14 protein-coding genes and 1 other RNA gene are annotated in these 14,207 nt (G+C 66.8%); 1 reads left to right on the forward strand and 14 read right to left on the reverse strand.

Translation table 11 applies throughout. The features are described from left to right. Positions 1-31 precede the first annotated feature (31 nt). Positions 32-373, forward strand: a transfer-messenger RNA (tmRNA) gene (gene ssrA, locus ABD719_RS05330). A gap of 54 nt (positions 374-427) precedes the next feature. Here ssrA and ABD719_RS05335 read toward each other — a convergent pair. From ABD719_RS05335 to rimP, 14 genes are all read right to left on the reverse strand, one after another. Continuing rightward, on the reverse strand, positions 428-1,555 hold the full coding sequence (locus ABD719_RS05335) for an acyltransferase family protein (protein WP_344692336.1): 1,128 nt from the start codon (positions 1,553-1,555) through the stop codon (positions 428-430). 1 nt (position 1,556) lies between these two features. Beyond that, positions 1,557-2,300, reverse strand: a complete 744-nt coding sequence (locus ABD719_RS05340; RefSeq protein WP_344692337.1) for a GDSL-type esterase/lipase family protein — start codon at positions 2,298-2,300, stop codon at positions 1,557-1,559. Positions 2,301-2,429: 129 nt separating this feature from the next. Beyond that, positions 2,430-4,820 carry a polyribonucleotide nucleotidyltransferase gene (gene pnp / locus ABD719_RS05345; protein WP_344692338.1) on the reverse strand — a complete coding sequence of 797 codons (2,391 nt, stop codon included), beginning with the start codon at positions 4,818-4,820 and terminating at the stop codon, positions 2,430-2,432. 160 nt (positions 4,821-4,980) lie between these two features. Beyond that, the gene (gene rpsO / locus ABD719_RS05350) at positions 4,981-5,250 is read right to left on the reverse strand and encodes a 30S ribosomal protein S15 (protein WP_192129089.1); all 270 of its coding nucleotides are present in this window, start codon (positions 5,248-5,250) and stop codon (positions 4,981-4,983) included. Continuing rightward, complete coding sequence (gene truB, locus ABD719_RS05355; protein ID WP_344692339.1) at positions 5,247-6,155, reverse strand: tRNA pseudouridine(55) synthase TruB; 909 nt, start codon at positions 6,153-6,155, stop codon at positions 5,247-5,249. Before truB ends, rpsO begins: the two co-directional genes overlap by 4 nt. A gap of 69 nt (positions 6,156-6,224) precedes the next feature. Further along, complete coding sequence (locus tag ABD719_RS05360; protein WP_344692340.1) at positions 6,225-6,803, reverse strand: thymidine kinase; 579 nt, start codon at positions 6,801-6,803, stop codon at positions 6,225-6,227. Continuing rightward, the gene (locus tag ABD719_RS05365; protein WP_344692341.1) at positions 6,803-7,201 is read right to left on the reverse strand and encodes a type II toxin-antitoxin system VapC family toxin; all 399 of its coding nucleotides are present in this window, start codon (positions 7,199-7,201) and stop codon (positions 6,803-6,805) included. The genes ABD719_RS05360 and ABD719_RS05365 overlap by 1 nt, the downstream gene beginning before the upstream one ends. After that, positions 7,189-7,470 carry an AbrB/MazE/SpoVT family DNA-binding domain-containing protein gene (locus ABD719_RS05370; protein ID WP_344692342.1) on the reverse strand — a complete coding sequence of 94 codons (282 nt, stop codon included), beginning with the start codon at positions 7,468-7,470 and terminating at the stop codon, positions 7,189-7,191. Before ABD719_RS05370 ends, ABD719_RS05365 begins: the two co-directional genes overlap by 13 nt. A gap of 31 nt (positions 7,471-7,501) precedes the next feature. Further along, the gene (gene rbfA, locus ABD719_RS05375) at positions 7,502-7,888 is read right to left on the reverse strand and encodes a 30S ribosome-binding factor RbfA (protein WP_344692344.1); all 387 of its coding nucleotides are present in this window, start codon (positions 7,886-7,888) and stop codon (positions 7,502-7,504) included. A gap of 121 nt (positions 7,889-8,009) precedes the next feature. Then, the gene (infB, locus tag ABD719_RS05380; protein WP_344692345.1) at positions 8,010-10,889 is read right to left on the reverse strand and encodes a translation initiation factor IF-2; all 2,880 of its coding nucleotides are present in this window, start codon (positions 10,887-10,889) and stop codon (positions 8,010-8,012) included. Then, on the reverse strand, positions 10,886-11,710 hold the full coding sequence (locus ABD719_RS05385) for a DUF448 domain-containing protein (RefSeq protein WP_344692346.1): 825 nt from the start codon (positions 11,708-11,710) through the stop codon (positions 10,886-10,888). Before ABD719_RS05385 ends, infB begins: the two co-directional genes overlap by 4 nt. Beyond that, positions 11,691-11,930 (reverse strand): tautomerase family protein, encoded by a 240-nt coding sequence (locus ABD719_RS05390; protein WP_344692347.1) that lies wholly within the window; start codon positions 11,928-11,930, stop codon positions 11,691-11,693. The genes ABD719_RS05385 and ABD719_RS05390 overlap by 20 nt, the downstream gene beginning before the upstream one ends. After that, on the reverse strand, positions 11,930-13,609 hold the full coding sequence (gene nusA / locus ABD719_RS05395) for a transcription termination factor NusA (RefSeq protein WP_344692348.1): 1,680 nt from the start codon (positions 13,607-13,609) through the stop codon (positions 11,930-11,932). The genes ABD719_RS05390 and nusA overlap by 1 nt, the downstream gene beginning before the upstream one ends. Further along, on the reverse strand, positions 13,609-14,190 hold the full coding sequence (gene rimP / locus ABD719_RS05400; RefSeq protein WP_344692349.1) for a ribosome maturation protein RimP: 582 nt from the start codon (positions 14,188-14,190) through the stop codon (positions 13,609-13,611). Before rimP ends, nusA begins: the two co-directional genes overlap by 1 nt. Between the last annotated feature and the right edge of the window lie 17 nt (positions 14,191-14,207).

Here is a 14,207-nt window from a genome sequence, read left to right on the forward strand (position 1 = left end):
CCCTATGCACCCGCATTGTGGCGAGCGAAAGGCGTTTGCACGCAGGGACATGACGCCCTATATCGCTCTGGTCGGGTTCTACCCGGCTATGGCGATAAACTGCGGCGTAGACTAGGCGCAGCGGACCCGGGGGCGGTACCCGGCGGCTCCACCACTACCGGCTCGCAAGGGGCGGTAATGACGGGGCCGAACTAGGATCGACGTGTGTTGAAAGGCGCTGTTTTCGCTCGGAATGGGACCACCGTAACGGCCCATTACACAAGTGCCAACGATAACGAAGCACTCGCGATTGCGGCGTAACTGAGGGCCTCACGGCCTAAGGTTAATCCAAAATAGCGCGGTTGGACCGCACCGGGCAACAGAAGCGGAATCCAGCGGTACGGGGGGCACCGGGCAACAGAAGCTCCCCACTTTCACCGATCGATGGTTACACCTGCGCGGTCACAGGCAGTCGGATGGTCGCCTGCGGCCGTGCCGGCAGCCGGCCGTTGAGCAACAATGCCGTGAACCGCGATCGTTCGACGATGTGGACATGGGCGATGTACGACATCGCACCCCCGACGATCACCGACGCAGCCCATTCCACCAGCGGATGCCAATGCCATGGCAGGACCATGACCTTCAGCGCCGCGATGATCGGATAGTGGAGGATGTACATGGTGAGCGAGGCATCGCTCAATCGTCGCAGCAATGGTGGGACATGGCGGATCGCGCTCGCCGATCGCAGGATCAGCGCGGCGGCGGCGGGTGGGCACCATGCGGCGCTGGCGGCGAGCAACAGATCGTCGATCGATCCGGCCAGCGTGGCGGCGACCTCCAGCCGCAGGATCGATCGCCACAGCAGGTGCGCGACGACGGTGCCGATCAGGACGAGCATCGGCATCCGCACCCGGGCGATCAATATCCGGCGCAACGTCGGTATCCGCGCCGCGGCCAGCCCCAGCAGGAACACCGGGGTATAACCGATCATCAGCGGCACCTGCCGCATCAGCGACGCGACCGGCCCCGTCAGACCGGCCAGCATCCTGAGCGTCGCGATCGTCAACACGAACGAGGCGGTGCCGGTGCCCAGCAGGACGATCGACTGCCGCACCCGTGCCACGGGTGAGCGTTGCTCGACATAGCGAAACACCGGCCAATGGCGATCGGCCCGGTGGACGAGATAGGCCAGCAGCGAATAGGCGATCAACGTCATCATGAACCACAGATGGTACATGCTGAACGGCGGCACCGACGCGGGCGACCGGATCGTCGTCAGCGCCCCGATGGCCGGGCAGATCACCAGCAGCGCGAAAACGGTCGGAATGCCCAGTTGCAGCAATCGCCGACGCAGCCATGCGTGCGGGGAGGGGTGCCGCATCAGCGCGAACCCGCTAAGCAGCCCCGCGATCATGAAGAACGTACCCATCCGGAACGATCCGGAGACGATGTTGATCGCGACGAAGGGCGGATAATCCTCCCGCCCCATCGTGGCATGGAGCAACAGGCCGCCCAGCATCAGGATTGCGCGCCAGGCATACAGACCCTCGATCCGTTCCGCCGCCTGACCCGGCATATCAGCGGCGACCGGCGATCGTCCGGCACCGCGCCATGGCATCGGCGGGCAGGATATGAGCCAGTGCGGGCCGCAGCCGTGCCGTCCAGCGGGCATAGCCGATCGCGTTCATGTGGATGCCGTCGGCGATGTAGAAGGGGCCGGGGCGGCCGTTCACCAGCATCGACGACTGGATGTCGACGACATGAAGATCGTCGCGCACGGCCGCCAGCCGGCGTAGCCCGTCGTTGAACACGATCTGTTGCGGTCGTTCGGACCAGCGGGACGGGCTGGGCTTCAGCGAGATGGCGATCACGGGCAGCGGCCCATAGCGACGGGTCTTGAGCGTCAGGAAACGGTCGAGTGACGTCAGGGCCTGCGCGCCTGTGGCACCGCCGTCGATATCGTTTTCGCCACCGTAGAACACGATGGCGGCGGGCGGCGGGCCCGGCGGCTCGTTGGTCAGCCAGTCGGTGATCTGCGGGATGATCGCACCGTTGACGCCGCGATTATGCGCATCCCATGGTGCCATGTCCGCTGCCAGCGTCGACCATTTGAAGATCGTCGAACTGCCGATGAACCACAGGCTGCACGCATCGGTGCGTCGTTCGGCATCCGGCAGCGGCGCGGTTGCCCGGCGATGGTCGGTATAGGCCCGGGCCAGGACCAGATACGCACCGACGACGATGACGAACACCGCGCCCATCGTCGCGATGAATCGTATCCGGCTGCGCAGCGTGGGGGAAGGATCGGGATGGGCGGGCACGTATCATCCGTGTCGTGGCGAAACGACGTCCTGCTGGCCCGGACAGGGTTAGAACGGGATTAAGAGCCCATGAAAAAAGGGGCCCGGTTGCCCGGACCCCTTCTAGCATTCCGTCCGGAGACGAAAGGATCAGTCGCGATCGTTCGTCAGGAACGCCGGCGCGAATTCGGGCGCGGGGCCGTCCTCGTTGCCGCCGCCACGGGGAGCGCGGTCGCCGCCCTCGGCGCGGGGGCCGCGGTCGCCGCGGTCGCGGCGCGGGCCGCCACGGCCTTCGCCACCGCCGCCGCGCGGACCACGGCCACCGCCGTCACGCCCGCCATCACGCCCACCGTCACGGTCGCCACCGCCGCTGCGCGGACCACGCGGACCACGGTCGCCGCCTTCGCGAGGCTCGCGGGCGGGACGGGTGTCCTCCAGCTCGGCACCGGTTTCCTGATCGACGACGCGCATCGACAGGCGCACCTTGCCGCGCGGATCGATCTCGAGAACCTTGACCTTCACGGCCTGGCCCTCGGACAGCGCGTCCGACACCTTCTCGACCCGCTCGTTCTTGATCTCCGAGACGTGGACGAGACCGTCCTTGCCGCCCATGAAGTTCACGAACGCGCCGAAATCGACCAGATTGACGACCTTGCCGTCATAGACCTTGCCGACTTCCGCTTCCTCGACGAGGCCCTTGATCCACTTGACCGCCGCATCGATCTGCGCCGGATCGGACGAGGAGACCTTGATGACGCCCTCGTCGTCGATGTCGACCTTGGCGCCGGTCTGCGCGACGATCTCGCGGATCACCTTGCCGCCGGTGCCGATGACTTCACGGATCTTCGACTTGTCGATCGTGAAGGTCTCGATGCGCGGTGCGTGCGCCGACAGTTCCGAACGGGTCGAGTCGAGCGCCTTGGCCATTTCGCCCAGGATGTGCGCGCGGCCCTCATGCGCCTGTGCCAGCGCGACCTTCATGATCTCCTCGGTGATGCCGGCGATCTTGATGTCCATCTGAAGGCTGGTGATGCCCTCGCTGGTGCCCGCGACCTTGAAGTCCATGTCGCCGAGGTGATCCTCGTCGCCCAGGATGTCGGACAGGACGGCGAAGTCCTTGCCCTCCAGGATCAGGCCCATCGCGATGCCCGACACGGGGCGCTTGATCGGCACGCCCGCATCCATCAGCGCTAGGCTGCCGCCACAGACGGTGGCCATCGACGACGAGCCGTTCGACTCGGTGATGTCCGACGTCACGCGGATCGTGTACGGAAACTCCTCCTTGGTCGGCAGCACGGCGTGCAGCGCACGCCACGCCAGCTTGCCATGGCCGACATCGCGACGGCTGGGCGCACCGAAGCGACCGACTTCGCCGACCGAATAGGGCGGGAAGTTATAGTGCAGCATGAAGTGCTGATACGACAGGCCGTTCAGCCCATCGATCATCTGCTCCGCATCGCGGGTGCCCAGCGTGGTGGTCGCGATGGTCTGCGTCTCGCCACGGGTGAACAGCGCCGAACCGTGCGCGCGCGGCAGGAAGTGGACTTCCGCGGCGATCGGACGGACCGTCTTGGTGTCGCGGCCGTCGATGCGGCGGCCGGTCTTCAGGATCGCGGTGCGGACGATCTCCGCCTCCAGCTTCTTCACCAGCTTCAGCGCGGCGAGATAGCCCTGCGGATCGCCGTCCTTCAGGTCGGCCATGCCGTCGCGCGCCTTGGCGCGGGCCTCGTTGATCGCGGTCTGGCGCTGCTGCTTGTCGGTCAGCTTGTAGGCCGCCTCCATGTCCTTGCCGATCAGCTTCTTCAGCTTGGCCTTCACCTCGGCCTTGTCGGCCTGGACCTTGAGTTCCCAAGGCTCCTTGGCGGCCTGCTCGGCCAGTTCGATGATCGCGTTGATGATGTCCTGCGACGCCTTGTGCGCGAACATCACCGCGCCCAGCATCACGTCCTCGGACAGCTCCTTGGCTTCCGATTCGACCATCATCACCGCGTCGTGCGTCGCGGCGACCATCAGGTCCAGCTCGCCGGCGGCGACCTGCGAATCGGACGGGTTCAGGATGTATTCGCCATCCTGATAACCGACGCGCGCGGCACCGATCGGGCCCATGAAGGGCACGCCCGACAGCGTCATCGCGGCCGAGGCGGCGATCATCGCCAGCAGATCGGGCTCGTTTTCGCCGTCATACGACATCACTTGCGCGATGCAGTTGATCTCGTTGTAGAAACCTTCGGGGAACAGCGGGCGCAGCGGGCGATCGATCAGGCGGCTGACCAGCGTCTCACGCTCGGTCGCGCCACGCTCGCGCTTGAAGAAGCCACCCGGGATACGGCCGGCGGCGGAGAACTTCTCCTGATAGTGAACGGTCAGCGGGAAGAAATCCTGCCCTTCCTTCACGGTCTTGGCGGCGGTCACCGCGCACAGCACCACCGTTTCGCCCAGCGTCGCGAGCACCGCGCCATCGGCCTGGCGGGCAACGCGGCCCGTTTCCAGCGTCAGGGTCTTGCCGCCCCACTGGATTTCCACCTTCTTGGTATCGAACATATGTTTTCCTTCACTCCGGCGGGCAAATCCCGGCCGGGGCCTGTCTGCGGGCTAAGCCGGCCCGCGGCGGTGTGGGGCGAGTTGTCGCCCCGTGGTGCCCGCACGCCGGATTGCGTGGGGGCAGATACGAGAAGGGCGCCGCTGCCGGCGCCCTTCCGTGTTACTTGCGAAGACCCAGCTTCGCGATCAGGTCCAGATAACGCTGGCCGTCCTTGTGCCGGAGATAATCCAGCAGTGACCGGCGCTTGTTGACCATCATCAGCAGCCCGCGGCGCGAATGATTGTCCTTCTTGTGACCCTTGAAATGCTCGGTGAGGTTGCGGATACGCTCGGTCAGGATCGCGACCTGCACTTCGGGCGAACCGGTGTCGCCGTCGATGCGGGCGTGTTCCTTGATCAGCGCTTCCTTGCGCTCTGCCGTGATCGTCATGATTCTTCCTTCGACATCGTCAGGTTGAAGCCCCTGACGACGCGGACCTCGCCTGCGATGACATCGACCAGCGCCACGGGGACGTCGTCGAGCATCGCAAAGGCCGCGCCATCGGTGGCTGCGATCCCGGCCAGTACACGCCCCTGACGGAGCGCCCCTGCCTGGTCGGGGGTGAGGGGGAAAGCCGGGATGTCGTCCAGCCCCGCCCTCAGCGGCAGGAGTATGCCTTCAAGGGCGCGCGACTGCCCCAATTCGGCCAGTTTGTCCAGCGTTATCGCTGGCTCCAGCCCGAACGGCCCCGCCCTGATCCGCCGCAGCATGACCACATGGCCGACCGTGCCGAGCGCCAGCGCGATGTCGCGCGCCAGGCTGCGGATATAGGTGCCCTTCGACACATGGGCGACGAGGGTGAGGTCATCGCCCATGGGATCGTCCGGCGACACCCGCAGATCGTGGATCGTCACCGCGCGGCTCTTCAGCTCCACCGTCTCGCCCGCGCGCGCCAGATCATAGGCGCGCTCGCCGTCCACCTTCAGCGCGGAATAGGCGGGGGGCACCTGATCGATCGCACCGGTGAAGTGCGGCAGCACCGCCGCCACCGCCGCCATGGTCGGCCGGACCGGCGATGTGGCGATCACCTGTCCTTCCCGGTCCAGCGTATCCGTCTGTTCGCCGAAGCGGATCGTGAAGGCGTAGATCTTGTCGCCGTCGAGCAGGCGGCCGGCCAGCTTCGTCGCCTCACCGACCGCGATCGGCAGCACCCCGGTCGCCAGCGGATCGAGCGTGCCGCCATGCCCGACCTTGAACTTGCCATAGCCGCCGTTGCGCAGCGCGCGCTTGACCGCGGACACGGCCTGGGTCGAGCCTAGGCCAAGGGGTTTGTCGATGATGATCCAGCCATGCATCGGCGCGCGATAGCGGTTCGTGGCGGGGATGCCAGTGAGATCGGTTCCAGCGCGATCGATCGCGGGCGATCAGCCCAGCAGCGCCTCGGCGAAATGGCGGCGACACAGCGCGACGTAGCGATCGTTGCCGCCGATCTCGGTCTGCCGCCCCTCCGCCAGCGCCCGGCCGCTATCGTCGACGCGTAGGTTCATCGTCGCCTTGCGCCCGCAGACGCAGACCGATTTGATCTCAACCAGACTGTCCGCCAGCGCCAGCAGCCGCGCCGAACCGGGAAACAACTGCCCCCGGAAATCGGTGCGCAGGCCGTAGGCGAGCACGGGAATGCCGGCGCCGTCGCATATCTGCGCCAGCTGATCGACCTGCGCGGGGGTCAGGAACTGCGCCTCGTCCACCAGCACGCACGACAGGGGCCCGCCGGCGTGGCGATCGGCGATGCAGCGGCCGAGGTCGGTCGTCGCATCGAAGGTGGTGGCGGGGGCTGACAGGCCGATGCGCGAGGTGATGGTGCCGGCCGCATAACGATTGTCGATCGCGGCGGTGAACAGCATCGTCGCCATCCCGCGTTCGCGATAGTTGAAATCGGCCTGCAACAGATTGGTCGACTTGCCCGCGTTCATCGAGGCGTAGTAGAAATAGAGCTTCGCCATCAGACAGGCCGTTCGATCGGCATCGGGGCGTCGGGACCGGCAAGGATATCCAGTTCCTTCTCGAACGAGACGAAGCTGTCCGAGCCACGGCCAGAAATCATATGCATCATATCGGCGAAGTCTGCGCCGGCGGCAAACCGGTCGGTCGCCCACAGGATCAATTCGCTGTCGCTGACCGTGACGGTCGGCAGGTGGACGATATCGGACAGGATCGCAGCCAGGTCCGGGCGCGGAATGCGATAGCGAGAGGACAGCAACCAGGCGAGTTCGAGGAATACCGTGTCCGACACGTAGCAAGGCGTGGCGAGTATGGCAGTCGCCAGCGGGGTCTGCACCGCATCGTCCGCTGTGACGTAGCGCGCAAGAATATTGGTATCTACCGCCCTTATCGATCCCAACGGGGGCCTCCGGCAGACCACATATCGGCGATCGCCGTCTTCATCTCCTCGATAGGCACGGACGGGCCATCATAACGCACCCGCTGCCGGATACGCGCCGTGATTTCCTCGAACGATTCGCTGGAGGAAGCACGTACCTTTCGCAGAAAAACGCCATCGGCGCGCTCGACGATATCAAGACGGTCACCCGGAGACAGCCGTAACCGGTCACGTACATCCTTGGGGATGACAACCTGTCCTTTACCGGACACTCGGGTTTGCGCGGTCATGTCGGTAAGATGCGTCTTACCGAAGGCGGCGTCAATCCCCGGTCAAATCCTGCGCCACCTTGGGCGCACGGAGCAGCGCGTCGATGTGGCTGCCTTCGTCGAAACTTTGGTCGGGCAGAAATTTGAGCTTCGCGGCAAATCGGCTCTGCACGCGGGTCGCCACCTCGCGCTGGAGATAGGCGGTGTTGGTGCGCAGCGCCTTCAACACGATGGCCTCGTCCTTGCCGAGCAACGGCTTCACGAACGCCGTGGCATGACGCAGATCGGGCGACATCCGCACCTCGGTGACGGATACCATGTGCGTCGCCAGTACCGGATCGTGAACGTCGCCGCGTTGCAGGATTTCGGACAGGATATGGCGCACCTGTTCGCCGACACGCAGCGTGCGGACCGATTTTTCCTGGGGTTCCTTGGTCATGTCCGTCTTCCTCTCCCGCCCGGGGAGGGTGTGGGGGAGGGGGTGCGAACGATCCGCACCTTCCCTCTCCCGCCGTCGCTTCGCCTGACACCCCCTCCCCGGGAGGGGAGGGGGCCGGTGCTTACAAGGTGCGCTCGCGCATCTCGACCTCGAAGGTTTCGAGATAGTCGCCGGCGCGGATGTCGACGAAGTTCTGCGTGAACGTCACGCCGCATTCCAGACCGGCGCGCACTTCGGGGACATCGTCCTTGAAGCGGCGGAGGCTGGCGATCTCACCCTGATAGATGATGACATCGTTGCGGGTGATGCGGGCCTTGAGCGCCTTGCGGATCGCGCCTTCGACCACCAGCAGACCGGCGGCCTTGCCATGCTTGCCGGCCGAGAAGACGTCGCGGATTTCGGCGCGGCCGACGACCGTTTCGAATGCCTCGGGGCCAAGCTCGCCCGCCATGCCGGCGCGAATCTCGTCGATCAGGTCGTAGATGACGTCGTAATATTTCAACGCCACCTTCTGCCGCTCGGCGATCTCGCGCGCCTTGGAATTGGCGCGGACGTTGAAGCCGATAATCGGCGCGCCCGATGCGCCCGCCAGCGTCACGTCGCTCTCGGTGATGCCACCCACGCCCGAGTGCAGCACCCGCGCCTTGATGAGATCGGTCGAGATCTTGTTGATCGACGCGACGATCGCCTCGACCGTCCCTTGCGTGTCGGCCTTGACGACGAGCGGATACTCGATCGCCGCATTGGCCTTCAGCGCGGAGAACATGCTCTCCAGGCTCGCCGGGGCGGTGGTAGTGCGCTTCTGCGTCAGCACGCTCTGGCGATATTCCGCGACCTCACGGGCGCGGGCCTCGTTCTCGACGACCTGCAGCGGATCACCCGCCGACGGCACGCCGGAAAGACCCAGCACCTCGACCGGCATCGACGGCCCGGCTTCCTTCAGCTGGCGACCCTTGTCGTCGACCAGCGCCCGGACCTTGCCGCTCTCGGCACCGACGACGAAGATATCGCCGATCCTGAGCGTACCGCGATTGACCAGCACGGTCGCGACCGGACCACGGCCCTTGTCCAGCTTCGCCTCGATCACCGTGCCCTCGGCAGGGCGATCGGGGTTGGCGGCCAGTTCGAGGATTTCGGCCTGGAGCTGGATCTTCTCGATCAGCGTCTCCAGCCCGGTCTTCTTCAGGGCCGACACCTCGACGTCCTGGACGTCGCCGCCCATTTCCTCGACCACGACTTCCTCGCTCAACAGGCGCTCGCGCACCTTCTGGGCATTGGCCTCGTGCTTGTCGATCTTGTTGATCGCCACGATCATCGGCACGCCGGCCGCCTTGGTATGGTTGATCGCCTCGATCGTCTGCGGCATCAGCCCGTCATCGGCCGCGACCACCAGCACGACGATGTCGGTGATGTCCGCACCGCGCGCACGCATCTGCGTGAACGCCTCATGGCCCGGCGTGTCGAGGAAGGTGATCTTCGACTTGTCCTTCAGCGTGACCTGATAGGCGCCGATATGCTGGGTGATGCCACCCGCCTCGCCGCGCACCACGTCGGTGCCGCGCAGCGCGTCGAGCAGGCTGGTCTTGCCGTGATCGACATGGCCCATGATCGTGACCACCGGCGGCCGCGGCTTGAGCGATTCGACCGCGTCCTCGGTCGTGTCGAGCGCGAGATCGATATCCGAATCGCTGACACGCACGATGTTGTGGCCGAATTCGGTCACCAGCAGTTCGGCCGTGTCCTGGTCGATCGTCTGCGTCATCGTGACGGGCATACCGAGCTTGAACAGCGTCTTGACGAGGTCCGCGCCCTTTTCCGCCATACGGTTGGCGAGTTCCTGCACGGTGATCGCATCGGGAACCTGCACGTCGCGGACCTGCTTGGCCTGCGCCTCGCGCGGGCCGCCAAAGCCACGCTTCTCCTTCTCGCGCGCCCGCTTCAGTGCGGCGAGCGACCGCGAGCGGGCACCATCGTCACCCAGCGCGCGATTGACGGTCAGCTTGCCGCCACGACGCTCGTCGCCCTTGCGGTCACGCTGCTGCGGACGGCCCGGCGGCGCGTTGCGCGGCGTCGCGACACCGGCGGGCAGCGGACGCTGCGCACCACCGGATGCGGCACCGGTATTGCCGGCGGTGGGCGCCGATGCGGCGACCGGCTGCTCGACCGGCTTGGGCGCTGGCGGCGGGGGGCGCTCGGGCCGGGCGACCGGCGAGAACCGGCGTGGCGCCGGCATCCACGGATCGCGGCTCAACCCCAGCGTGGGTGCGGGCGGCGCGGGCGGCGGTGCGGCCCGTACCGGCGCGGGTGCAGCGACCGGTGCCGGAGTAGGCGCAGGTGCGGGGCTCGGGGCCGGAGCCGGTGCGGCGACGGGCGCCGCCACGATCGGTGCGGGTTCCGGCGCCGGTGCGGGCGGCGGTACGGCGCGCTCGACCGGGCGGAAGCCGCGACCGGCCGGCGTCGGCACCGTGACCGTCGGGGCCGGCGCTGGAGTCGGAACGGGTGCCGGTGCGGCTACCGTCGGCGCCGGGGCCGGTGCTGGCGCAGGCTCCACTACCGGCGGTGGCGGCGGGGCGGCAGCGGCCTTCGCACGCTCGGCCGCGCGGACACGCTCTTCCTCGGCCAGGCGGGTGCGATCGGCGTCTTCACGACGACGCGCATCCTCCAGCGCATGCATGCGCTGGTCCTCGGCCTCGCGCAGCATCCGGGCCTGCCGCTCCTGCGGGGTCTCGTTGCTGGGCACCGGGCGCGGGGCGGGGGCAGGGGCCGGTGCGGCGACCTGCTGGACGGGGGCGGCCGGCGCCTCGACGGCGGCCGTCGCTTCGGATGCAGGGGCGGGATCGCCCGGGCGACGCAGGACGCGCGCCTTCTTCGTCTCCACGATCACCGTGTTCGAACGGCCGTGGCTGAAGCTCTGCTTCACCTTGCCGGTCTCGACCGTGCGGCGCAGCCCCAGTGGTGCGCGCATGCCGAGCTTCGGCTTGTCGTTGTCGGTGTCGCTCACTCAAATTCCTCGTGCGTAGTCGCGGCCGGTGACGCCTCGGTTCCGTCTTGGACGGAGCGGTGCGCCGATGCGCCTTGCGAGGCCGTTTCGCAAGGGGCCGATGAGGGGCCGCGCAAATCATCGCTTTGCGGCGCGCCCGTTAGGGTGTCAGGTCCGATGAAATGCAGCCAGCGGTCGAGCGCATCGCTCACCCGTTTCGCCGCAGCGCGGTCGGTCAGCGCGATGTGTACCACATTCTCGCGGCCCAGCGCCAACGACAATATGGGGCGGGGCAACGGCAACGCCAAGCCCCGAAGATCGGAACCTTCGCGATCGGTGCCGACCCGCCACGCCTGCGCCAGTTTGCGCATCCCGTCCTCGCCCGCATCGCCGGCATGGTAGAGCGCGTGAAGCTGGCCCGACCGGGCGGCGGTATCGATCTTGTCGGTACCGGTCAACAACGTGCCCGACTTCGCCTCCAGCCCCAGCCGGTCGAGCGCGTTGCGCTCCAGCGCGGCGGCGATCCGGGCGGGAAGTTCATCCGACAGGGTGAACTCCCCCGTCTTGAACGCCCGGGCCAGCGCGCCGCGCAGCCGGCCCTTGGCATAGGCCGCTTCCAGCTCGACGCGGCTGACGCCGATCCACGCGCCGCGACCCGGCGCCTTGGCGCGCACGTCGGGCAGGATCTCGCCGTCCGGCGACAGCGCGAGTCGCACCAGATGGGCCCGTGCATCGCGGTCCTGCGACAGGATGCATTTGCGCACCGGACCTTCGGTATCCGATGCGACGCTGTTCTTGCTGCCGGTTCTTACGCTGCGGGTATCATTGCGAGAGGTCCGCATGAGCGTCCTCCCTCGGGCTGGCCGGCGCGCCGGCATCACGATCGGCGATCAGCTGACCGCCCGCGCCATAATTTTCCAGTGAAACCTCTTCGATCACGATCTGGACCGCGGCCGGGTTCTTGCCCAGCCGCGTGACCAGTGATTCGGTGACATCGGCGACGATCGCGGACTTCTGGTCCTTCGTCGCGGTGCCCGAGATGCGGATGCTGACGAACGGCATCAGGCCTGCTTGTCCTCCTTGTCGTCGGTCTTGTCCCCGGTGTCGGCGTCATCCGCCAACACCGGCTCTTCGACCGCTTCCGGAGCATCGGTTGCCGCGACGGACGCATCCTCGTCCTCGAACCAGTGCGCGCGGGCGGCCATGATGATCTCGTTGCCCTGTTCGTCGCTCAGGCCGTATTCCGACAGGATGCCGCCCTTGGGCTCCGGCCGCTTGGGCGCGTCGTCGTTGCGGCGACGGGGTTCCGCCCGCTTCTTCTCGACCAGTTCGTCGGTGGCGAGATCGGCGAGATCGTCGAGCGTCTTGATGCCCGCCTTGCCCAGCGTGACCAGCATCGCCTCGGTCAGGTACGGAAGTTCGGCCAGTGCGTCCTCGACGCCCAGTGCAGTCCGCTCGTCGCGGTTCGCCTGTTCGCGACGGTCGAGCGCTTCCTGCGCGCGGCTCTGGAGTTCGGCGCCGAGGTCCTCGTCAAAGCCCTCGATCGCGGCGATCTCCTCCAGCTCGACATAGGCGACCTCCTCCAGGCTGCTGAAGCCTTCGGCCACCAGCAACTGAGCCAGCGTCTCGTCGACATCCAGTTCGTTCTGGAACAGGTCGGAATTGGCGACGAATTCCTTCTGGCGCTTCTCGCTGGCGTCCGCCTCGGTCAGGATGTCGATCGCCTTGCCGGTCAACTGGCTGGCGAGACGGACATTCTGGCCGCGACGGCCGATCGCGAGGCTCAGCTGGTCGTCGGGCACCACCACCTCGATCCGCTCCTCGTCCTCGTCGATCACGACGCGGCTGACGGAGGCGGGCTGGAGCGCGTTGACGACGAACGTCGCGATGTCGGGCGACCAGGGGATGATGTCGATCTTCTCGCCCTGCATCTCCTGCACGACGGCCTGCACGCGGCTGCCCTTCATGCCGACGCACGCGCCGACCGGGTCGATCGACGAATCGCGGCTGATGACGCCGATCTTGGCGCGCGAGCCCGGATCGCGCGCGGCGGCCTGGATCGTGATGATGCCGTCGTAGATTTCAGGCACTTCCTGCGCGAACAGCTTCTTCATGAAGTCGGGATGCGCGCGGGACAGGAAGATCTGCGGCCCGCGATTCTCGCGCACCACCTTCAGGATCAGCGAGCGGATGCGGTCGTTGACGCGCACCACCTCGCGCGGGATCTGCGCGTCGCGACGGATGACGCCTTCGGCCCGGCCCAGATCGACGACGATGTGACCGAACTCGACGCGCTTGACGACGCCAGTGATGATCTCGCCCTGCCGGTCCTTGAATTCCTCATACTGGCGCTCGCGCTCGGCATCGCGGACCTTCTGGAAGATGACCTGCTTCGATGCCTGCGCCTGGATGCGGCCGAATTCGATCGGCGGCAGCGGATCGACCAGGAAGTCGCCGACGACGGCGCCCTTCTGCAGCTTCTGCGCGTCCTTTTCGGATACCTGCTTGTAAAGATCGTCGACCAGTTCGACCACCTCGACCACGCGCCACAGGCGCAGGTCGCCGGTGTTGGCGTCCAGCTTGGCGCGGATGTCCATTTCCTGCCCGTAACGGGTACGGGCGGCGCGCTGGATCGCGTCCTCCATCGCCTCGATCACGATCGCGCGATCGATCATCTTCTCCGTCGCGACCGAATTGGCGATCGCGATCAGTTCGGCGCGGTTGGCGGTGGCCGTGGCCATCAGTGGTTATCCTCTGCTGATGCCCGGACGCTGTCTGCGTCGTCGGGCGCGTCTTCGAATTCGTCGGCGCCTTCGGTCGAAAGCGGTGCGGTGGCGGCGATCAGCCGGTCGGTCATCACCAGCTTGGCGCTGGCGATGTCGGCGAAGGCGATCGTGGCGGTGCCGTGGCTGCCCAGGTCGACCGCGATCCGGTCGTCCGCCACGCCGGCCAGATTACCGGTCAGCTGCTTGCGACCGTCCTGCGGCTCGACCAGGCGGATACGGGCCTCGTGCCCGGTCCAGTCGGCATAGTCCGACAGGCGGGTCAGCGGGCGGTCGATCCCGGGGCTGGACACCTCCAGCCGGTACGCCTCGGCGATCGGGTCGCGCCCCTCCGCTTCCAGCGCGTCGAGCACGTCGGAGATGCGGTGCGACAGCGCGGAACAGTCGTCGATCGTCAACTGGCGGGTGTCGGGACGTTCGGCCATCACCTGCAACGTCGGGTCCGACTTGCCGCCCGTCATCTTCACGCGCACGAGGTCGAAACCAAGCGCCTTGGCTTCGGGTTCGATCAGGGCGGTCAGTACGGCGATATCGGCCAAGCGGTTGTTCCCGTGTT

The organism is Sphingomonas cynarae, from assembly GCF_039537815.1.
In the GTDB taxonomy this organism is placed as follows: Bacteria; Pseudomonadota; Alphaproteobacteria; order Sphingomonadales; family Sphingomonadaceae; genus Sphingomonas; species Sphingomonas cynarae.